Below are 16,712 nucleotides of genomic sequence, written 5' to 3'. Positions count from 1 at the left end.
GCTCCGGCGGAGCCGCGGGGAGCGACCACCGGTGCCCACCGCCGCCAGGGCCGGCGCAGTCAGATGAATCCGCCCGATGAAGGAGATCTGCCGATGTCCGCGTATTCGCCCACCGATGTGGCCCGGCAGCTGGCCGGCGGGCTGTTGTCGTTCCCCGTGACGCACTTCCGGCCAGACCACGGCTTCGACGAGGCCGCCTACCGGGAGAACATCGGCTGGCTGGGCGGGTTCGGGGCGGCCGGGCTCTTCGCGGCCGGCGGCACCGGTGAGTTCTTCTCGCTGACCCCGGCCGAAGTCGAGTCGGTGGTCACCGCGGCCGCGCAGGAGGCGCCCGAGGGCGTGCCGGTGATCGCCCCGGCCGGGTACGGCACCGCGATGGCCGTCGAGATGGCCCGCTCCGCCGAACGCGCGGGGGCCGACGGCCTGCTCCTGCTGCCGCCGTACCTGACCGAGGCGGACCAGGACGGGCTGGCCGCCCACGTCCGCGCGGTCTGCGCGGCCACCGGCCTCGGCGTGATCCTCTACAGTCGCGCCAACGCGGTCTTCGACGAGACGACCGTCGCCGCGCTGGCCGAGGACTGCCCGAACCTGGTCGGGTTCAAGGACGGGGTCGGCAACATCGAGAAGATGACCCGCCTGTACTCGCGGCTGGGCGACCGGCTCACCTACATCGGCGGCCTGCCCACCGCAGAGACCTTCGCGCTGCCGTACCTGGAGCTGGGCGTCACCACGTACTCGTCGGCGATGTTCAACTTCGTGCCCGAGTTCGCGATGCGCTTCTACCGGGCGGTGCGCGACCACGACCGCGCCGCCGTGTACCGGTACCTCGACGACTTCGTGCTGCCGTACTGCGACATCCGCAACCGGCGCGCCGGTTACGCGGTAAGCATCGTGAAGGCGGGCATGAAGGTCATCGGCCGCCCGGCCGGGCCCGTGCGCCCGCCGCTGGTCGACCTCGGCGAGCCCGAGCTCGCGCTGCTGGCCGGACTCGTCGAGCGCCTGCCCGAGGAGTCCCGATGACCGACCGGACCGGCCGCATCCCGGTCTGCGGTGGGGGAGAGCGGGCGGTAGCCCAGGCCACCGGCGCCGAGCTGGAGCCGGCGTTCGGCCACGCGATGGTCCACGGCGGACCGTTCCCGTCCACATCGGACTTCGGGGTGACCTCGGTCGGCGCGGCCGCCATCGACGGGTTCCTCCGCCCGGTCGCCCACCAGGACGGTCCGGCGGCGTTGCCCCCCGGCGCGCCGGCCGACGACAATCCCGACGGCTCGTGGCGCCGCATCGACGGCGCGCTCGGCGAGCACTGACCGCGGAGGATGCCGATCATGACCGCTCAGCACGGCCCGTTGGTGACCGGAATGCAGGTCGTTCCCGTCGCGGGGCACGACAGCATGCTGCTCAACCTCAGCGGGGCGCACGCCCCGCACTTCACCCGGAACCTGGTGATCCTCACCGACTCCGAAGGCCGCACCGGGGTCGGCGAGGTGCCCGGCGGGGAACCCATCCGCATCACCTTGGAGGAGTCCCGGGACCTGGTGGTCGGGCAGCCGGTCGCGCGGTACCACGCCGTGCTGGCCGGCGTGCGCGACCGCTTCGGCGACCGGGATTCCGGCGGCCGCGGCACGCAGACCTTCGACCTGCGCGTCGCGGTGCACGCCGTGACCGCCCTGGAGTCCGCGCTGCTCGACCTGCTCGGCAAGCACCTCGGCGTGCCGGTCGCGGAGCTGCTCGGCGACGGCAAGCAGCGCGACGAGGTGCCGGTGCTGGGCTACCTGTTCTTCGTCGGCGACCGCACCAGGACCGACCTGGCCTACCGAGCCCCGGCCGACGAGCCGGCCGACGCCGACGACTGGTCGCGGCTGCGCCACGAGGAGGCGCTGACGCCGGATTCCGTCGTGCGGCTGGCCGAAGCGGCGCAGGCCCGCTACGGGTTCCGCGACTTCAAGCTCAAGGGCGGCGTGCTGCCCGGACCTGCCGAGATCGAGGTCGTCACGGCGCTGGCCGAACGGTTCCCGGAGGCCCGCATCACGCTCGACCCCAACGGCGGGTGGCTGCTGTCCGAGGCGATCGACCTGTGCCGGGGCCTGCACGACGTGCTCGCCTACGCCGAGGACCCGTGCGGCGCGGAGCGCGGGTACTCGGGACGGGAGGTGATGGCGGAGTTCCGGCGGGCCACCGGGCTGCCCACGGCGACGAACATGATCGCCACCGACTGGCGCGAGCTCGGCCACGCGATCCGCGCCGACGCCGTCGACATCCCCCTGGCCGACCCGCACTTCTGGACGATGAGCGGCTCGGTGCGCGTCGCGCAGCTCTGCGACGCGTGGGGCCTGACGTGGGGTTCGCACTCGAACAACCACTTCGACGTGTCGCTGGCGATGTTCACCCACGTCGCCGCGGCGGCGCCCGGCGAGATCACGGCCATCGACACGCACTGGATCTGGCAGGACGGCCAGCGGCTCACCCGGCAGCCGCTGGTCATCACCGACGGCCGGCTACCGGTGCCGACGGCCCCGGGGCTCGGCGTGGAGCTCGACATGACCCGGGTGGCCGAGGCGAACGAGCTCTACCGGCGAGAAGGCCTCGGCGCCCGCGACGACGCGCTGGCGATGCAGTACCTCATCCCGGGCTGGACCTTCGACGGCAAGCGCCCGGCCCTCGAGCGGTGACGACCGGTCAGCCGAGCAGCTTGGCGAGGAACCAGCCGACTCGGCTCACCTTGCGGATTCGGGGGTTGTCGGCCACTCCGTGGATCTCCCACTGCTGGCCGCAGACGTCGCACCGCCACAGGCCGATCCGGCTGGTGTCGGGTTCGCAGGGGTGGCCTCGGCGCCCTCGTCTCATGCACCGATGAGATCACAACGGGTACCCGGGATGGTCCCGATCGGTTCCGGAAGATCGGGTGAAACCGTGACTTTCGGCCTTACCGAGCGTGCACGGAAACGCCGTAGCGTCATCGGCGGTGTTGCACGTCGGGGAGAGGAGCACCAGGTGACGCTGCGGGAGATGGTCGAGCAGATGGAACAGCGCTGGGAGGAGCTGAACACCCTGCGCGCGAGCCCGGACATGTACGGCAGCGAGAGCCTGGACGGCCAGCTCTCCGAACTGGAGCTGTGGCTGCTGCGGATGCACCGCCTGACCGCGGCGAGCTCCGCCGCATGACGGGCGCGCCGGGGGTGCGGATCAGTTGACCAGCCGGTCGCGGGGGGCGAGCTTGTCGAGCAGGCGGAGCAGCTCGGCGCGCTCGGCCGGGGTGAGCCGGTCGAGCAGTTCGATGTCCACCCGGTCGGCGATCGGTTCGACGACGCGCAGTTCGGCCTCGCCGATCGGGGTGAGTCGCAGGAGGCGGCGGCGCCGGTCGGCGTCGTCGACGGTGCGGTGCACCAATCCGCGCTGCTCCATCCGGACCAGCAGGGAGGCGAGGGTCGCCTTGTCGATCGCGGCCCGCTGACCGAGCTGAGCCTGCTCTATGCCGGGGTTCGCCCGGATCGCGTTGAGCACCGCGTACTGCGGTTTCGTCAGGTGCGGCAGGCGGGACTGCCAGCTCGACGTGTGTTCCTGCATGGCGCGGCGCATGAGGTGGAAGACGGCGTTGTCCAGCTCCACGTGGGCGTCACTTCCGTCGGGGTCGGCGAACGGGGTGTGCGAATCCTAGTCCAAACGGCCCAATTCGCGGCCGATATCCGGAACTTCACCGGTCTGGATTCCGGTCGAGGTCGCACGTGCACGGGTCCTGGCAGGCGTGGTTCAGGCCCGGCAGCGGGTACGTCTCGACACGCCGGGCGCGGTCGATGGTCAGCCACGCCAGCACGCCGCCGGCCGCGCACATGACCGCGGAGATCAGCATCGCCTGCCCGAAACCGGGGCCGAGCGGCTCGCCCGCGCCGGTGTGCGACAACCCGGCGATCACCGGGAGCACCGCGACCGCGAGGAGGCCCGCCAGCCGGGACACCGCATTGTTCACACCGGAGGCGACACCGGCGTTGTCCGGGCTGACGGAGGCGAGCACCGCCGAGGTCAGCGGCGCCACCGTGATGGACAGGCCGACGCCGAACACCAGGACGCCGGGCAGCACGCCGCTGAGGTAGGTGCTGCCGGGCACCGCCCAGGTCAGCAGCGCCAGGCCGACCCCGCAGACGACCGGGCCGATGCTCATCGGCAGGCGCGGCCCGGTGCGCTGCGCGAGCGCGCCGACGCGCCCGGACACCAGCAGCATGATGATCGTGATCGGCAGCGTCGCGATCCCCGCGGCGAGGGCGGTGTAGCCCATCGACTGCTGCAACTGCAGCGACAGCAGGAACAACGCACCGCTCAATGCCGCGTAAACGCTGAAGGTCGTCAGGTTCGCGCCGGTGAACTGCGCGGAGCGGAACAACGACAGCGGCAGCAGCGGGTCCGGGTGGCGCGACTCGATCAGCGGGAACGCGACCAGCGCGGCGACGCCCACCACGGCCGCCGCCGCGCTGGCGGCGTTCCACCCGTTCGTCGGGATCTCGATCAGGGCGTACACAGCACCGGCCAGCCCGACGGTCACGGTGATCGCGCCGAGGACGTCCAGCGGCCCGGCGGCGGCCGGGCCGCGGGATTCCGGCACGTGCCGCAGCGCCAGCAGCGCGGCCGCCGCGATGGGGACGTTGATGAAGAACACCCACCGCCAGGACGCCGCGTCCACCAGCCACCCGCCCACGAACGGGCCGATCGCCGAGGCCACGCCGGTCAGCCCGGCCCAGCGGCCGACCGCCTCGCCGCGGTCGTCGTGGCGGATCGTGGAGTTGATCAGCGCCAGGCTGCCGGGCACCAGCAGCGCGCCGCCGACGCCCTGCAGCAGGCGGGCGGTGATCAGGGCCGCGCCGTTCGGCGCCAGGCCGCAGCCCAGCGAAGCCAGTGTGAACAGCACTAGGCCGAGCGTGTAGACGCGGCGGCGGCCGTAGCGGTCACCGAGCGCGCCGCCGAGGAGCAGCAAGGCGCTTAGTGTGAGCAGGTAGGCGTCCAGCACCCACTGCAGGACGCTGAGGTCGCCGCCCACGTCCCGGCCGATCGCCGGCAGCGCGACGTTGACGACGGAGCCGTCCAGGAACGCCACCCCGGAGCCGAGGATCGTGGCGACGATGATCCAGCGGCCGGACCGGGAGCGAAGGGCTGTGGCGGCGGTCACCGACCGACCATAAGGGGCATGTCCAGGACCCGCCGTCGATCACCTGGTCCCCGGCGTGAACGCCACCGGCAGGTGCTTGACCCCGTTGATGAAGTTCGACACCAGGCGCTCGACCGGCCCGGCGACCCGCAGGTCGCGCATCCGCCACAGCGCCTCGCGGTAGAACGCCCGCAGCTGCAGCCGGGCGAAATGCGCGCCCAGGCAGACGTGCGGGCCGTTGCCGAAGGCGACGTGGTCGTTGGGCGCGCGCCGGATGTCGAAGCGGTGCGGGTCGGGGAACCGCCGCTCGTCGAAGTGCGCCGAGCAGTGGAAGACCACGACCTTGTCCCCGGCGGCGATGCGCCGGCCGCCGAGTTCGGTGTCGGCGGTCGCGGTCCGGCGGAAGCTGAGCACCGGCGGGTGGTAGCGCAGCGTCTCCTCCACGGCGGAGTCCAGCAGCCCGGGATCCTCCAGCAGCAGCCGCAGCTGGTCGGGGTTCTCGGCGAAGGCGAGCATCCCGCCCGGCAGCGCGCTGCGCACGGTGTCGTTGCCCGCCACCGAAAGCAGGAAGAAGAACATCTCCAGCTCGGCGTCGGCCAGGCCGCGCCCGTCCGGCTCGGCGGTGGCCAGCGCGGTCATCACGTCGTCGGCCGGATTCCGGCGCTTGAACGCCGCGAGGTCCTGGGCGAAGGCGAACATGTCCGCCAGCATCGCCGGGGAACGCGGGTTGACCGGCTTGCCGTCCGCGTCGCGGACCACTTCGGAGTGCTCCGGGTCCTGGTAGCCGATCACGCGGTTGGTCCACTCCAGCAGCATCCGCCGGTCCGACTCCGGCACGCCGAGCAGATCGGCGAGGTTGCGCAGCGGGTAGTCGTCGGTGACCTCGGCGGGCAGGTCGCACTCGCCGCGCTCGACGACGCCGTCGACGAGCAGGCGGGCCCGCTCCGCGACCTCGTGCCGGAACCGGTCGATCCGCCGGGGCGTGAACGCGCGGCTGACCAGGCGGCGCAGCCGCCCGTGCTCCGGCGGGTCGAGGTTGAGCATCATGCTGCGGATGAACGGCAGGTCCGCCGGGTCGGGATCGCGGATCTGGGTGGCGCCCAGCCAGGACGAGTACGTCGCGGCGGACTTCAGCACCGCGACGACGTCGGAATACCTGGTGACGGCCCAGAACCCGGGCCCGGCGGGCCAGTCGCCGATCTCGTGCTCCTCCTGGCGGCTCACCGGCGCGTGCCGCCGCAGCCAGGCGAAGTCGTCGTGCGGCACGCCGTCGGCGTACCTGCGCGGGTCGAACACGTCCGGAACGTGGGCGGGCGCTGCCATTCGCGACTCCTTCACCGCAGCCGTTGCAGGCCTACTCTGGCCGCGGCGCGCGACCCCGTCAACGCCCGCCTCCGGTCCGAAGTGGACTATCCGGGTACCGGCACCGCCAAGCCGGGGGCGGCCAGCTGCGAGCCCGCGGCGTCCGGGGCGTAGCGGCGCAGCAGGTCCAGGCCGATCTGCGCGCGGCGCACCCGCTCCCGGCCGAGCGCCACCGCCGTCGGCGTCAGGTGGGTGCCGCTGGGGTAGATGTTCGGCGCGTTGCGCAGCCCGAACTTGACGTGCACCGGGGCCGCGACGCGCACGATCTCGGCGATCTCGAAGTGCCGGACGAAGCCGCCCATGTCGTCGGGCGCCTCGACGTAGACGTCCAGCGGCAGGTCGGTGGCGGCGCGGATGGCGGCCAGCTGCCCGATGCTGAGGTCGGTCGGCACGTTGTAGGTGTCGGCGCCCAGGTCCTCGGCGATGCGCACCGAGGCGGGGTTCGCCAGTCCCATCTGGACGCTGATCTTGAACTGCAGGTCCGGCGGCAGGTCGCCGGCCGCGCGCATCGCCGCGGCCACCTTGAGCACGCCGAGATCGGTGATCAGCACGCTGCGGATGCCCGCGTCGGCGGTGCGGCGGATGTCCTCCAGCACGTGCACCAGCTGCTCGGTGCCGCGAGCCTGGGCGGCGACCGGTCCGCCGGCCGGGGCGGTGGCCATCGGGCTGGTGTCCCACCCGGCGACCGGCCGGGCGAACAGGCTCAGCTCGACCGACCGCCCGGCGGCCGTGGCGGCCATCGCGCGCAGCTCGTCGTCGGTGAGCAGCATGCCGCCGCTGCCCTGGGAGATGCGGTGCACCGGCACCTGCCGGGCGTCCGCCTCGGCGAGCACCGCGTCGAGCACCTCGGGGCCTTCGGTGCTGGGGATCTCCACCCGGTACTGCGCGCCGTCCGGGAACCGCTTGGTGCTGGTGGCGGGGGAGTCGTCGGTGGGCAGTCCCTGGGACCGCAGGAATTCACGTGTCTGGCGCACCGGTAGCTCCGTCCGAAATGTCGAACAATGTTCGCCAAATCGTATGGTCGGCCGGACCGGGTGGTCAAGGGACCGGCTCGCCGTGGTCGATATCGGATACGATGTTCGAAATATCGGTCAACGGGCCGACGAGTTCCGACAGGGGGAAGTACGCGTGGCACGAGCGGTACCTGCCGTGGAACGGGCCTTCGACGTCCTGGAGCTGTTCCTGGACGCCCACGAGCTGAGCGCGCCGGAGATCACCGCGCAGCTGGGCCTGCCTCGGACCACGGTGCACGAGCTGGTCGGCACGCTCAGCGAGCGCGGCTACCTGATGCCCGCCGGCCGCGGCAGCAACCGGTTCCGGCTGGGCGTGCGCGGCTTCCAGCTCGGCGCGGCCTACGCCGAGCGGCTGGACCTCGCCCGCGAGGGCCAGCTCGTCGCGGAGGAGATCGCCGAGCGCTGCCAGGAAACGGTGCACGTCGGGGTGCGCGACGGCACGGACGTGCTGTACGTGGCCAAGGTCGACAGCAGCCACCCGGTCCGGATGGTCTCGGCCGTGGGCCGGCGGCTACCCGCGCACTGCACCGCGCTCGGCAAGGCGCTGCTGGCGGCGCTGCCGCGCGCCGACGTCGACGAGCTCTACGGCAACCGCCGCCTGGAGGCGATGACCGAGCACAGCATCACCACCCGCAAGGCGCTGCGCCGGGAGCTCGACGCCATCGCCGAGGGCGGCGTAGCGGGGGAGTACTGCGAGTCCAACGAGTCGGTGGCCTGCGTCGCCGCGCCGGTGCGCGACCAGTCCGGCGCGGTGGTGGCCGCGATGAGCATCTCGGCGCCGATCCTGCGCTGGAACGACGAGACCGAGGCGGCGCTGCGCGAGCTCGTCGCGGAAGGCGCGTCGGCCCTCTCCGAACGCCTGGGCCACACCGGTTCCTGACCCCGCACGCGCGGCGGCCGGGAAGGCTGCCGAGGCCGCCGCGCAAGTCGATCCACCGGATCGTCGTTCAGTGCCGGACGATCACGACCGGGCACTTGGCGTGCTGGGCGCAGCGCTGGCTAACCGACCCGAGCAGCGCGCCGTAGAAGCTGCCGTGGCCACGGCTGCCGACCACCAGCAGGTCGGCGCCTTCGGAGGCGTCGAGCAGCGTCTGCGCCGCGTGCCCGTGGGTGAGCTCGCGCTCCACCGGGACCGCCGGGCTGAGCTCGTGCTCGATCTCGTCGACGGTGTCCGCCAGGCTCTTGCGCGCGGCCTCCTCGAAGTCGTCCGGCGGCATCGGGCCGCCTTCCCAGCTGTAGAAGGCCGGGAACTCCCACGAGGTGATCGCGTGCACCGTGGCCCCGGAGAGCGCTGCCTGCCGCAGCGCCCACCGCAGGGCGCACTTGGACGAATCCGAGCCGTCCACCCCGACGACGATCCTGTGCTGGGTTCCGCTGTTCATGGCGCTGGCCTCCGGTTCCGCGATCCGCTGCGGCGGCTCAGCCGCCGGACCGCTCGACGAGCTCGTCGGACAGTTTCCGCAGCCGCGCCCTGGCCTGCCCGTCGTAGGCCTGTTCGAGCGCGCGGCAGGCGCGGGTTCCATGGAAGTACTCCCCGGTCACCTCGTCCAGTCCCGGGTCCGCGACCAGCCGCATCGTCGCCGCGACGCCCTCGGCCACCGTGGCCACCGGGCTCACCCCGGCCTCGCGGACCATCGCGGTGTTCATGTAGGTCGCCGGGTGCAGCGCGTTGACCGTGACGCCGGTGCCGCGCAGCTGCTCGGCCAGGTCGAAGGTGAACATGATCTGCGCGAGCTTGCTCTGCGCGTACGCCCGGTAGCCGAGGTAGTTGCGGACCAGCATGGGGTCGTCGAAGTCGATCGGGTGCTGCCCGGCCGAGGCGACGTTGACCACCCGGGCCGGCGCCGAGAAGATCAGCAGCGACTGCAGCAGCCGCGTCAGGTGGAATCCGGCCAGGTAGTTCACCGCGAACCGCAGCTCGATGCCGTCCGCGCTCTCCTCCCGGCCGCTGTCCGGCGGCCCGGAGCCGACGCCCGCGTTGTTCACCAGCACGTCCAGCCGGTCGCAGCGCAGCCGGACGTCGTTGGCCAGCCGCTCAACCTGGCGGAGCTCGGCGAGGTCGGCGACCAGCACGCCGAGGCGGTCCGATCCGGTGGCCGCCGCGATCTCCGCGCGCGCCGCTTCGGCGCGCTCCGCGCTGCGCCCGTGGATCAGGACCCGGGAACCGGTCTCGGCGAGCCGGTGGGCCAGGGCCCGGCCGAGTCCGCCGGTCGCGCCGGTGATCAAGATGCAACGCTGGCTGGGATCGCGCACGGCTCGCTCCGAACTGTCGGCGGTGATTACGACCAGTGTGCGGACGTGCGCCGGGAAATGTCATTCCCGCGTGCCGGAGATCCCCGGCCGAGGTACCACGAAAGCGTTGTGTCGCAAGGTAATCGCCGAGGAAGGCGAGATGGGCGGTACGGATAGTGCGGTCCTTACCCGAGTGGGTGCTTGTGACTGTCCGTAACGCGCGATACACCTGAGAACGGTGTGGTGCTTCGCCGCACCCGGAACTCGCCGAGGGAGCGACCATGACCACCAACGAGGAGAGCTCCACCGGACGCTATCTGGTGCTGCTGGAAGACAACTCGACGATCATCGGGACCCGCGAGCTGACGCGGCTGACGGGCATCCGCTGCGCCAACACGGCCGACGCGGCAGGCGCGGCGCCGGGCGAGCTGTTCCGCGGCGCGGGCGGGATCGTGCTTCACCAGCTCGGCATCGCGTTGGTCAGCGCCGACGCCGAGCAGGCGGCGGCCCTGACGAACGCGGCCCGGGAGAGCGGCCCGATCGCGGCGTTCGAACCGGAGCGCCGGGTGTTCGCCATCGGCGCGGAACCGGCCGTCGCGGACGGCGAATTCACCTGGGGCCTGCAAACCGTGCGCGCCGACCGCGCGCAGCCCACCGGCAAGGGCGTGCGGGTCGCGGTGCTCGACACCGGCCTCGACCTCAAGCACCCGGACTTCGCCGGCCGGGACATCGTCACGGGCTCGTTCGTGGAGGGCCAGGACGTGCAGGACGGCCACGGGCACGGCACGCACGTGATCGGCACCTCCTGCGGGCCGCGCACCTCGCAGGCCGGGCCCGGCTACGGCATCGCGTCCGAGGCCAGCATCTACGCGGGCAAGGTGCTCGGCGACGACGGTTCGGGCTCCGACAGCGGCATCCTCTCCGGCATCGAGTGGGCGATCTCCAACGGTGCCGCGGTGGTGTCGATGTCGCTCGGCGCGCCGACGCAGCCCGGCGAGGCGTTCTCCGCGGCCTTCGAGCGGGTCGCGCAGCGCGCGATGGAACGCGGCACGCTGATCATCGCCGCGGCCGGCAACGAGAGCGAGCGCTCCGCCGGGAAGATCGCGCCGGTCGGCCACCCGGCCAACTGCCCGTCCATCCTGGCCGTCGGCGCGATCGATTCGCAGCTGCAGATCGCGGACTTCTCCAGCGGCACGGTCGACGAGATCGGGCAGGTGGACCTGGTCGGTCCCGGCGTGGACGTCTACTCGAGCTGGCCGGGAGCGGAGCGCTACCGCAAGCTCAGCGGCACCAGCATGGCCACGCCGCACGTCGCGGGTATCGCGGCGCTGTACGCGCAGCAGCACGCGGAGCGGGCGTGGGGACTGTGGGCGCGGCTGTCGCAGACCGCCCGCCGGCTGCCGCTCGCGTCGACCGACGTCGGTGCGGGCGTGGTCCAGGCGCCGTAGCGGCCGGAGGTCGCCGCGCGGTCATTCGTCGACGATGGCCTGCGCGGCGACCTTCGTGCAGTTGCCGAGGTCCTCCGCGGCGGCCGCGGCCTGGTCGAGCGCGACGTGCAGCTCGGACGGTTCGGCGGAGTTCGGCGTCTCGTAGGCGGCGGCCAGCATGTCCAGCTGCCGGGCCAGCCGGGCGCCCGCCGCGGTGACGGCCAGCAGCGCTTCGCGGGCCGCGGCGGTTTCGCCCGGTTCCCGGCCCTTGCGGGCGGCCCGTTCCAGTTCCCGGCCGACCTGCGAGATCACTTCGCCTGTCGTGCCGACGTCCTGCCAGCGCGACGGCGTGTCGCTCTCCATCTGGTTTGCCCCCCACCAGCACCCGTTCGCCCGCCCGGGTCAGCTCCGCTGCAGCGCCCGCTCCAGCTCCGACTTCGTCATCTTCGAACGGCCTTTGATGCCGGCGCGCTGGGCGTCCGCGTAGAGCTGCTGCTTGGTGCGCCCACCCGGGCCGGAGCCGGATCGCAGCCCACCGCGGCGCTGCGGCGGGATGTCCTGCGTGGCGGTCCTGCTCTGCTGCCTGGCTTCGCCGCGCTGCGCGCGGTTCTTGTTGACCGTCCGCGCCGCGATCTCCTCGGCGCGGTCCTCGGTGCTGCCGCGCTCGATCGCCTGGTCCTTGATGTGCTGGTACTGGCGTTCCTCCGTTGCGGTCCAGCTCTGCTGCGGCATGCCCGTTCACCTCGCCTCCGCACGACCTTCGACGTGCTTCGCGTACCCCGTGCGGGCGTCGGTCACACGTTTCAGCGGCGGGCGCGGAGGCGCGCGGCGGCGACGGAACCGAGCGCTCCGGCGGCGACCTCCAGTCGGCGCGGGCCGGAGACCGCGAGCCGCTGCCGGAACACGTCGTACCCGGATTCCACGATGCGGTCCAGGATCTCGCCGTACAGCGTGAAAGCGGTGCGCACGCACGGCCGGGACCAGGGCGCGAGCAGCGCGATGCCCGGCTCCGCGGCGCGGTACTTCGAGCGGGTGCGCGCGACCTGGTCGGCCAGCGCGCGGCGCACCGGGCGGTCCGGGCGGCCCGATTCCCGGCACCAGGCCAGCCGGTCCCGGTCGACGCCGAACACCGCGAGCTCCTCCATCGGCAGGTAGACCCGGCCGCGGTCGAGGTCCTCGCCGACGTCGCGCAGGAAGTTGGTGAGCTGGAAAGCGCCGCCCAGCGCCGCGGCGAAGGGCTCGGCCTCGCCTGCCGGGCACACCGTGCCGAGCACCGGGAGCAGCTGGAGGCCGATCACCGCCGCCGAGCCGTGGATGTAGGCGTCCAGCGCCGCCCGCGTCGGGTAGGCGCGGACGGTCAGGTCCATCCGCATCGAGGCCATGAAGTCGGTGAACAGCGCCGGGTCGATGCCGTGCCGGGCGACGGTGTCGATGAGCGCGGCCAGGATCGGGTCGTCGCTGGACCCGGCGCGCAGGCCCGCGCGCAGCTCGCCGTCCAGCCGGTCCAGCGCCTGCTGCCGGTCCGCCACGGTCCGCCGCCGGTCGGTGTCGTCGACGATGTCGTCCACCCACCGCGCGAAGCCGTAGAGCGCGTGCACCGAAGGCCGCTGCTGCGGTGCCAGCAGCCGGGTCGCGAGGAAGTAGGTGCGCCCGTGCGCGGCGTTGAGCATCCGGCACCGCTGGTAGGCGGGGCGCAGCTGCGGCCGGACGCCCGCGGCGTCGAGCTCGCGGCGCGCCGCCACTCGCGGCCAGGTGCCCGTGTCCATACCGGGAATCTCAGCACACGGAGTGCGCGAGCATGCGCACGGTGGGCATCCGCGGTGAACCCGGTCACTACCGCCGGAGTCCTCTTAGGACTGTTCGGCCGGCCCACTGCGCTCGCCCCGCGGGATTCCGCCGAGGCCGCTCTCGGCCAGGGCCTCGTCGAGGCCGTCGAGCAGGACCACGCCCAGGGTGTTCGCGACCGAGCCGGAGGCCAGTTCGCTGCGCAGCCGGAAGGCGAGCAGCCGCACCCGGCGCGGATCCGGCCGGTCCTGCCGCACGGCCTCGCCCAGCCGCCGGGCGATGAGTTCGATCTCGGCGGTGTCGCCGTAGCGCGCGTGCACCGTGGGCAGCGCCAGCAGCACGACCTTGGCCACCCGGCTCAGCCCGGTGAAGTCCGGGCGTGCCGGCGGAGCGTGCGCCGGCTGGGCGGGCACCACGGGGTCCGCCGGGCGCTCGTCGAGCACCGCGACCGACTGCGCCCTGGCCCACGAGCCGATGTCGCCGCCGTGCCTGCCCGCGCAGATCAGCCCGGAGCCGGTCAGCCCGGCGCGGGCGGGCGCGCCCTGCCACCCGGTGCCGCTGGTGGCGATCAGCTCGTGCTCGCGCAGCGTCTGCACGACGTCGGCGAGCTCCGCCCACGACGGCTGCAGCGCGGCCGCCACGGCCGCCGGGCTGGCGAAGAAGTCCGCGATCTCGGGCCGGAAGCGGTCGTCCTCGTACAGGTATCGGAGGAAGGCGCGAGCGATCGACTCAAGCCTGGACACGGTTGGCCTCCAGAGTGCTCGTCCAGGGTGCAGGGCGAGAGGGAGGGCGGACCCGGGTCCTGCCGAAGACCGCAGAACGCACCGGCGCAGCCGGTTCCGGATTTTTGGTGCCGCTGTCCCCAGTTTCAGCGGATCCGCCGTGCGGCCGCCGGGTCCCGGGCGGCCACATCGGAGGAGCGTAAGCGGACCGGGGCCGTGATCGCAGGGGTCTTTCGTCACCCACAAGCTGGGGATTTCGACGCCGCCGCGTGAGTGTCCACTGTGTTCAACTCGGCCGGGAACCGCGCCGCTGCGGCGAACGTGACAGGAGTTACTCGGGGGACCGCCGGTCGCGACCCACATCCAAGTCACGACCGACGGCCGGTCGCGCGCACGAAATCCCCTCTGCGTTCCGCGCGCGCGGCGGGCGCTCCAGATCGCCCACGGGATCGAGACCCGCTGGCGAGATCATCATGACGCCAAGATCTGGAATTTATTCCGCGCGAGTTCCGGGGGCCTCCGGCGCGCGGTCGTCGGCGCCGGTGCGCAGCCCGTCGAAGGCGATCTTGGTCACCGCGTCGGCGACCTGCGCGGCCCGCAGGCCGCGGCTGGGCCGGTACCACTCGATGATCGAGTTGACCATGCCGAACAGCAGGCGGCTGGTCAGCGCCGGGTCGACGTCCGGGCGGATGCTGCCCTCCGCCTCGGCCTGCCGGACCAGCTCGCTGACCACCTGGTCGAACTCGCGGCGCCGGGCCAGCGCCTGCCGCTCGACCTTGGTGTTGCCCCGCACCCGCAGCAGCAGCGTGACGAACGGCAGCTCGTCGACCAGCACCTCGATGCTGCGCCGGACCACGTGTTCGAGCCGGTCGATGGCCTTGCCGGTGGTCGAGGCCGCTTCCTCGGTGACCGCGAACAGGGCGTCCAGGGCCCGGTCGACGCTCAGCCGCAGCAGCTCGTCCTTGCTGGACACGTGGTAGTAGATCGCTGACTTGGTGATGCCCAGCCGCTGGGAGAGGTCCTCCATGCTGGTGCCCTCGTAGCCGCGCTCGTTGAACACCCGGACGGAGACGTCCAGCAGTCTGCCGAGGTCGTAGCCCGGCCGACCTCGGCGATTCGCGCGACCAGCGTTCCCCGACATGGCTCGCAGTATTTCAGCCGGCCGATCGGGGTTCGCGGCGGTCCACCACGCGGCGCAACTTGCCCACCGAGCGCTCCAGCGTGTCCGGGTCCACCACGGCGACCTCGGTGCTGACGCCGACGCCGTCCTTGATCGCGCGGACCAGTTCGGCGGCGGCGGGTTCGCGGCGGTCGGCGGGGCAGTCGGTGCGCGCCTCGACGCGGACCGCCATCTCGTCCATCCGGCCCTTGCGGGTGAGCAACAGCTGGAAGTGCGGCGACAGCCCAGGCGTGCGCAGCACCAGCTCCTCGATCTGGGTGGGGTAGACGTTGACGCCGCGCAGGATGATCATGTCGTCGCTGCGTCCGGTCACCTTCGCCATCCGGCGCATCGGCCGGGCCGTGCCGGGCAGCAGCCGCGTGAGGTCCCGGGTGCGGTAGCGGATGACCGGCATGGCCTCCTTGGTCAGCGAGGTGAACACCAGCTCGCCCTCGGCGCCGTCGGGCAGCACCTCCTCGGTGAACGGGTCGATCACCTCGGGGTAGAAGTGGTCCTCCCAGATGTGCAGCCCGTCCTTGGTCTCCACGCACTCGTTGGCCACGCCGGGCCCCATCACCTCGGACAGGCCGTAGATGTCGACCGCGTCGATGTCCAGCCGCTCCTCGATCTCCTGCCGCATCTGCTCGGTCCACGGCTCGGCGCCGAAGATGCCGATCTTCAGCGACGTGCTGCGCGGGTCGATGCCCTGGCGCTCGAACTCGTCGACGAGGGTGAGCAGGTAGGAGGGGGTGACCATGATGATCTCGGGCTTGAAGTCCTGGATGATCTGCACCTGCCGGGCGGTCATCCCGCCGGACGCCGGGATCACGGTGCAGCCGAGCCGCTCGGCCCCGTAGTGCGCGCCGAGCCCGCCGGTGAACAGGCCGTACCCGTAGGCGACGTGCACCTTGTGGCCCGGCCGCCCGCCGGCGGCGCGGATGGAGCGCGCCACCACGTCTGCCCAGACGTCCAGGTCCCGCTCGGTGTAGCCGACGACGGTCGGGTTGCCGGTGGTACCGCTGGAGGCGTGCAGCCTGCGGACCTGCTCCATCGGCACGGCGAACATGCCGAACGGGTAGTTCTCGCGCAGGTCCTGCTTGGTGGTGTGCGGGAACTTCGCCAGGTCGGCCAGGCTCCGGCAGTCCTCCGGGCGGACGCCCGCCGCGTCGAACTTGTCGCGGTACAGCGGCACGTTCTCGTAGGCGTGGCGCAGGGTGTGCTGCAGGCGCTCCAGTTGCACCGCGGCGAGTTCGTCGGCGGAGTACCGCTCGGCGGGGTCGAGATCGGCCGGATCCGGCGCGGCTCCGAGCCGGCGCGGGGCGCCCGTTGTCGCGGTCATGGCTTGGCTCCCTCGGACTGGTTCTCGGACGAGCCGTTCAGCGTCCGGCTGTGGCCCCGGAATTCGGCGATCGGCTCGTCGTCGCGATGCACCGACACGTCGTAGATCCCGCTGCGGCCGAAGCGGGTCCGCTCCTCGGCGCGGGCGACCAGCAGGTCGCCGGCGCGGGCGGGCCGGATGAAGGTGATGTCCGCGCGCGCCGCGACGGTCGTCGGGCCGTGGCTGTTGCAGGCGCAGGCGAAGGTCGTGTCGGCCAGCAGGAAGATGTAGCCGCCGTGCGCGATCCCGTGGCCGTTGACCATCGCGTCGGTGATCCGCATCCGGGCGAGTGCGAACCCGCTGCCGGTCTCGACGAGCTCGATGCCCAGCGCCCGCGAGGCGCGGTCGTCGTCGAACATGGCCTGGGCCGGGTTGCGCGTCGTCGCGCCGGGCTCCTGCACTGGGGTTCACCGCCTCGTAATCGAACGAATAGTCGGTAATTAATACTGCGCCGCCGGACCCTGTCAAGGGTTCCCGCCCGGGCCGGTGTTTCTGGCTCG

20 protein-coding genes are annotated in these 16,712 nt (G+C 72.5%); 6 read left to right on the top strand and 14 right to left on the bottom strand.

The window, feature by feature from the left end:
- The first annotated feature begins 93 nt into the window (after positions 1-93).
- The 3 genes from kdgD to AB0H93_RS19240 are packed head-to-tail and all read left to right on the top strand — an operon-like array spanning position 94 to position 2,669.
- Positions 94-1,020 carry a 5-dehydro-4-deoxyglucarate dehydratase gene (gene kdgD / locus AB0H93_RS19250; RefSeq protein ID WP_358574183.1) on the top strand — a complete coding sequence of 309 codons (927 nt, stop codon included), beginning with the start codon at positions 94-96 and terminating at the stop codon, positions 1,018-1,020.
- On the top strand, positions 1,017-1,307 hold the full coding sequence (locus AB0H93_RS19245) for a hypothetical protein (RefSeq protein WP_358574181.1): 291 nt from the start codon (positions 1,017-1,019) through the stop codon (positions 1,305-1,307). Before kdgD ends, AB0H93_RS19245 begins: the two co-directional genes overlap by 4 nt.
- An 18-nt stretch (positions 1,308-1,325) precedes the next feature.
- A complete protein-coding gene (locus AB0H93_RS19240; RefSeq protein WP_358574179.1) occupies positions 1,326-2,669 on the top strand; it encodes an enolase C-terminal domain-like protein in 1,344 nt (447 codons plus the stop codon).
- Positions 2,670-2,676: 7 nt separating this feature from the next.
- Here AB0H93_RS19240 and AB0H93_RS19235 read toward each other — a convergent pair whose 3' ends face one another.
- On the bottom strand, positions 2,677-2,844 hold the full coding sequence (locus AB0H93_RS19235; protein WP_165968063.1) for a hypothetical protein: 168 nt from the start codon (positions 2,842-2,844) through the stop codon (positions 2,677-2,679).
- A 147-nt stretch (positions 2,845-2,991) separates the two neighbouring features.
- On the opposite strand from AB0H93_RS19235, the gene AB0H93_RS19230 reads away from it, so the two are divergent.
- Positions 2,992-3,162 carry a hypothetical protein gene (locus tag AB0H93_RS19230; RefSeq protein ID WP_358574177.1) on the top strand — a complete coding sequence of 57 codons (171 nt, stop codon included), beginning with the start codon at positions 2,992-2,994 and terminating at the stop codon, positions 3,160-3,162.
- Positions 3,163-3,183: 21 nt separating this feature from the next.
- Here the strand turns inward: AB0H93_RS19230 and AB0H93_RS19225 are convergent, their stop codons facing one another.
- The 4 genes from AB0H93_RS19225 to AB0H93_RS19210 form a co-directional block, all read right to left on the bottom strand.
- Positions 3,184-3,606 carry a MarR family transcriptional regulator gene (locus AB0H93_RS19225; protein WP_358574175.1) on the bottom strand — a complete coding sequence of 141 codons (423 nt, stop codon included), beginning with the start codon at positions 3,604-3,606 and terminating at the stop codon, positions 3,184-3,186.
- An 85-nt stretch (positions 3,607-3,691) separates the two neighbouring features.
- Positions 3,692-5,155 (bottom strand): MFS transporter, encoded by a 1,464-nt coding sequence (locus AB0H93_RS19220; protein WP_358574173.1) that lies wholly within the window; start codon positions 5,153-5,155, stop codon positions 3,692-3,694.
- 39 nt (positions 5,156-5,194) lie between these two features.
- Positions 5,195-6,457 carry a cytochrome P450 gene (locus AB0H93_RS19215; RefSeq protein ID WP_358574171.1) on the bottom strand — a complete coding sequence of 421 codons (1,263 nt, stop codon included), beginning with the start codon at positions 6,455-6,457 and terminating at the stop codon, positions 5,195-5,197.
- Between the two features lie 86 nt (positions 6,458-6,543).
- On the bottom strand, positions 6,544-7,470 hold the full coding sequence (locus tag AB0H93_RS19210; protein WP_358574169.1) for a U32 family peptidase: 927 nt from the start codon (positions 7,468-7,470) through the stop codon (positions 6,544-6,546).
- Between the two features lie 154 nt (positions 7,471-7,624).
- Between AB0H93_RS19210 and AB0H93_RS19205 the strand changes: the two genes are divergently transcribed.
- On the top strand, positions 7,625-8,389 hold the full coding sequence (locus AB0H93_RS19205) for an IclR family transcriptional regulator (protein WP_358574167.1): 765 nt from the start codon (positions 7,625-7,627) through the stop codon (positions 8,387-8,389).
- Between the two features lie 67 nt (positions 8,390-8,456).
- Here the strand turns inward: AB0H93_RS19205 and AB0H93_RS19200 are convergent, their stop codons facing one another.
- Complete coding sequence (locus AB0H93_RS19200; RefSeq protein WP_358574165.1) at positions 8,457-8,891, bottom strand: universal stress protein; 435 nt, start codon at positions 8,889-8,891, stop codon at positions 8,457-8,459.
- A 37-nt stretch (positions 8,892-8,928) separates the two neighbouring features.
- On the bottom strand, positions 8,929-9,735 hold the full coding sequence (locus AB0H93_RS19195; RefSeq protein WP_358574162.1) for an SDR family NAD(P)-dependent oxidoreductase: 807 nt from the start codon (positions 9,733-9,735) through the stop codon (positions 8,929-8,931).
- 287 nt (positions 9,736-10,022) lie between these two features.
- Here AB0H93_RS19195 and AB0H93_RS19190 point away from each other — a divergent pair, with 287 nt between their 5' ends.
- Positions 10,023-11,189, top strand: a complete 1,167-nt coding sequence (locus tag AB0H93_RS19190; protein ID WP_358574160.1) for a S8 family serine peptidase — start codon at positions 10,023-10,025, stop codon at positions 11,187-11,189.
- A gap of 21 nt (positions 11,190-11,210) precedes the next feature.
- On the opposite strand, the gene AB0H93_RS19185 is transcribed toward AB0H93_RS19190, so the two are convergent.
- The 7 genes from AB0H93_RS19185 to paaI form a co-directional block, all read right to left on the bottom strand.
- The gene (locus AB0H93_RS19185; RefSeq protein WP_358574158.1) at positions 11,211-11,531 is read right to left on the bottom strand and encodes a hypothetical protein; all 321 of its coding nucleotides are present in this window, start codon (positions 11,529-11,531) and stop codon (positions 11,211-11,213) included.
- 39 nt (positions 11,532-11,570) lie between these two features.
- Positions 11,571-11,900, bottom strand: a complete 330-nt coding sequence (locus AB0H93_RS19180) for a plasmid stabilization protein (RefSeq protein WP_132483692.1) — start codon at positions 11,898-11,900, stop codon at positions 11,571-11,573.
- Positions 11,901-11,971: 71 nt separating this feature from the next.
- Entirely contained in the window at positions 11,972-12,934 is a 963-nt protein-coding gene (locus tag AB0H93_RS19175; RefSeq protein ID WP_358574156.1) for a phytoene/squalene synthase family protein, read from the bottom strand.
- A gap of 84 nt (positions 12,935-13,018) precedes the next feature.
- Complete coding sequence (locus tag AB0H93_RS19170; RefSeq protein ID WP_358574154.1) at positions 13,019-13,696, bottom strand: hypothetical protein; 678 nt, start codon at positions 13,694-13,696, stop codon at positions 13,019-13,021.
- Between the two features lie 472 nt (positions 13,697-14,168).
- Positions 14,169-14,816: a TetR/AcrR family transcriptional regulator gene (locus tag AB0H93_RS19165; RefSeq protein WP_358574152.1), complete on the bottom strand. Its 648-nt coding sequence runs from the start codon at positions 14,814-14,816 to the stop codon at positions 14,169-14,171.
- Positions 14,817-14,829: 13 nt separating this feature from the next.
- Positions 14,830-16,173: a phenylacetate--CoA ligase PaaK gene (paaK, locus tag AB0H93_RS19160; protein WP_358574150.1), complete on the bottom strand. Its 1,344-nt coding sequence runs from the start codon at positions 16,171-16,173 to the stop codon at positions 14,830-14,832.
- Positions 16,170-16,571: a hydroxyphenylacetyl-CoA thioesterase PaaI gene (gene paaI, locus AB0H93_RS19155; RefSeq protein WP_358574351.1), complete on the bottom strand. Its 402-nt coding sequence runs from the start codon at positions 16,569-16,571 to the stop codon at positions 16,170-16,172. The genes paaK and paaI overlap by 4 nt, the downstream gene beginning before the upstream one ends.
- Between the last annotated feature and the right edge of the window lie 141 nt (positions 16,572-16,712).

This window comes from Saccharopolyspora sp. NPDC050642 (genome assembly GCF_040654735.1).
GTDB classification, from domain to species: Bacteria; Actinomycetota; Actinomycetes; order Mycobacteriales; family Pseudonocardiaceae; genus Saccharopolyspora; species Saccharopolyspora elongata.
Note: the sequence above shows the minus strand (reverse complement) of the source record. Positions and strands in the feature narration are given on the sequence as shown.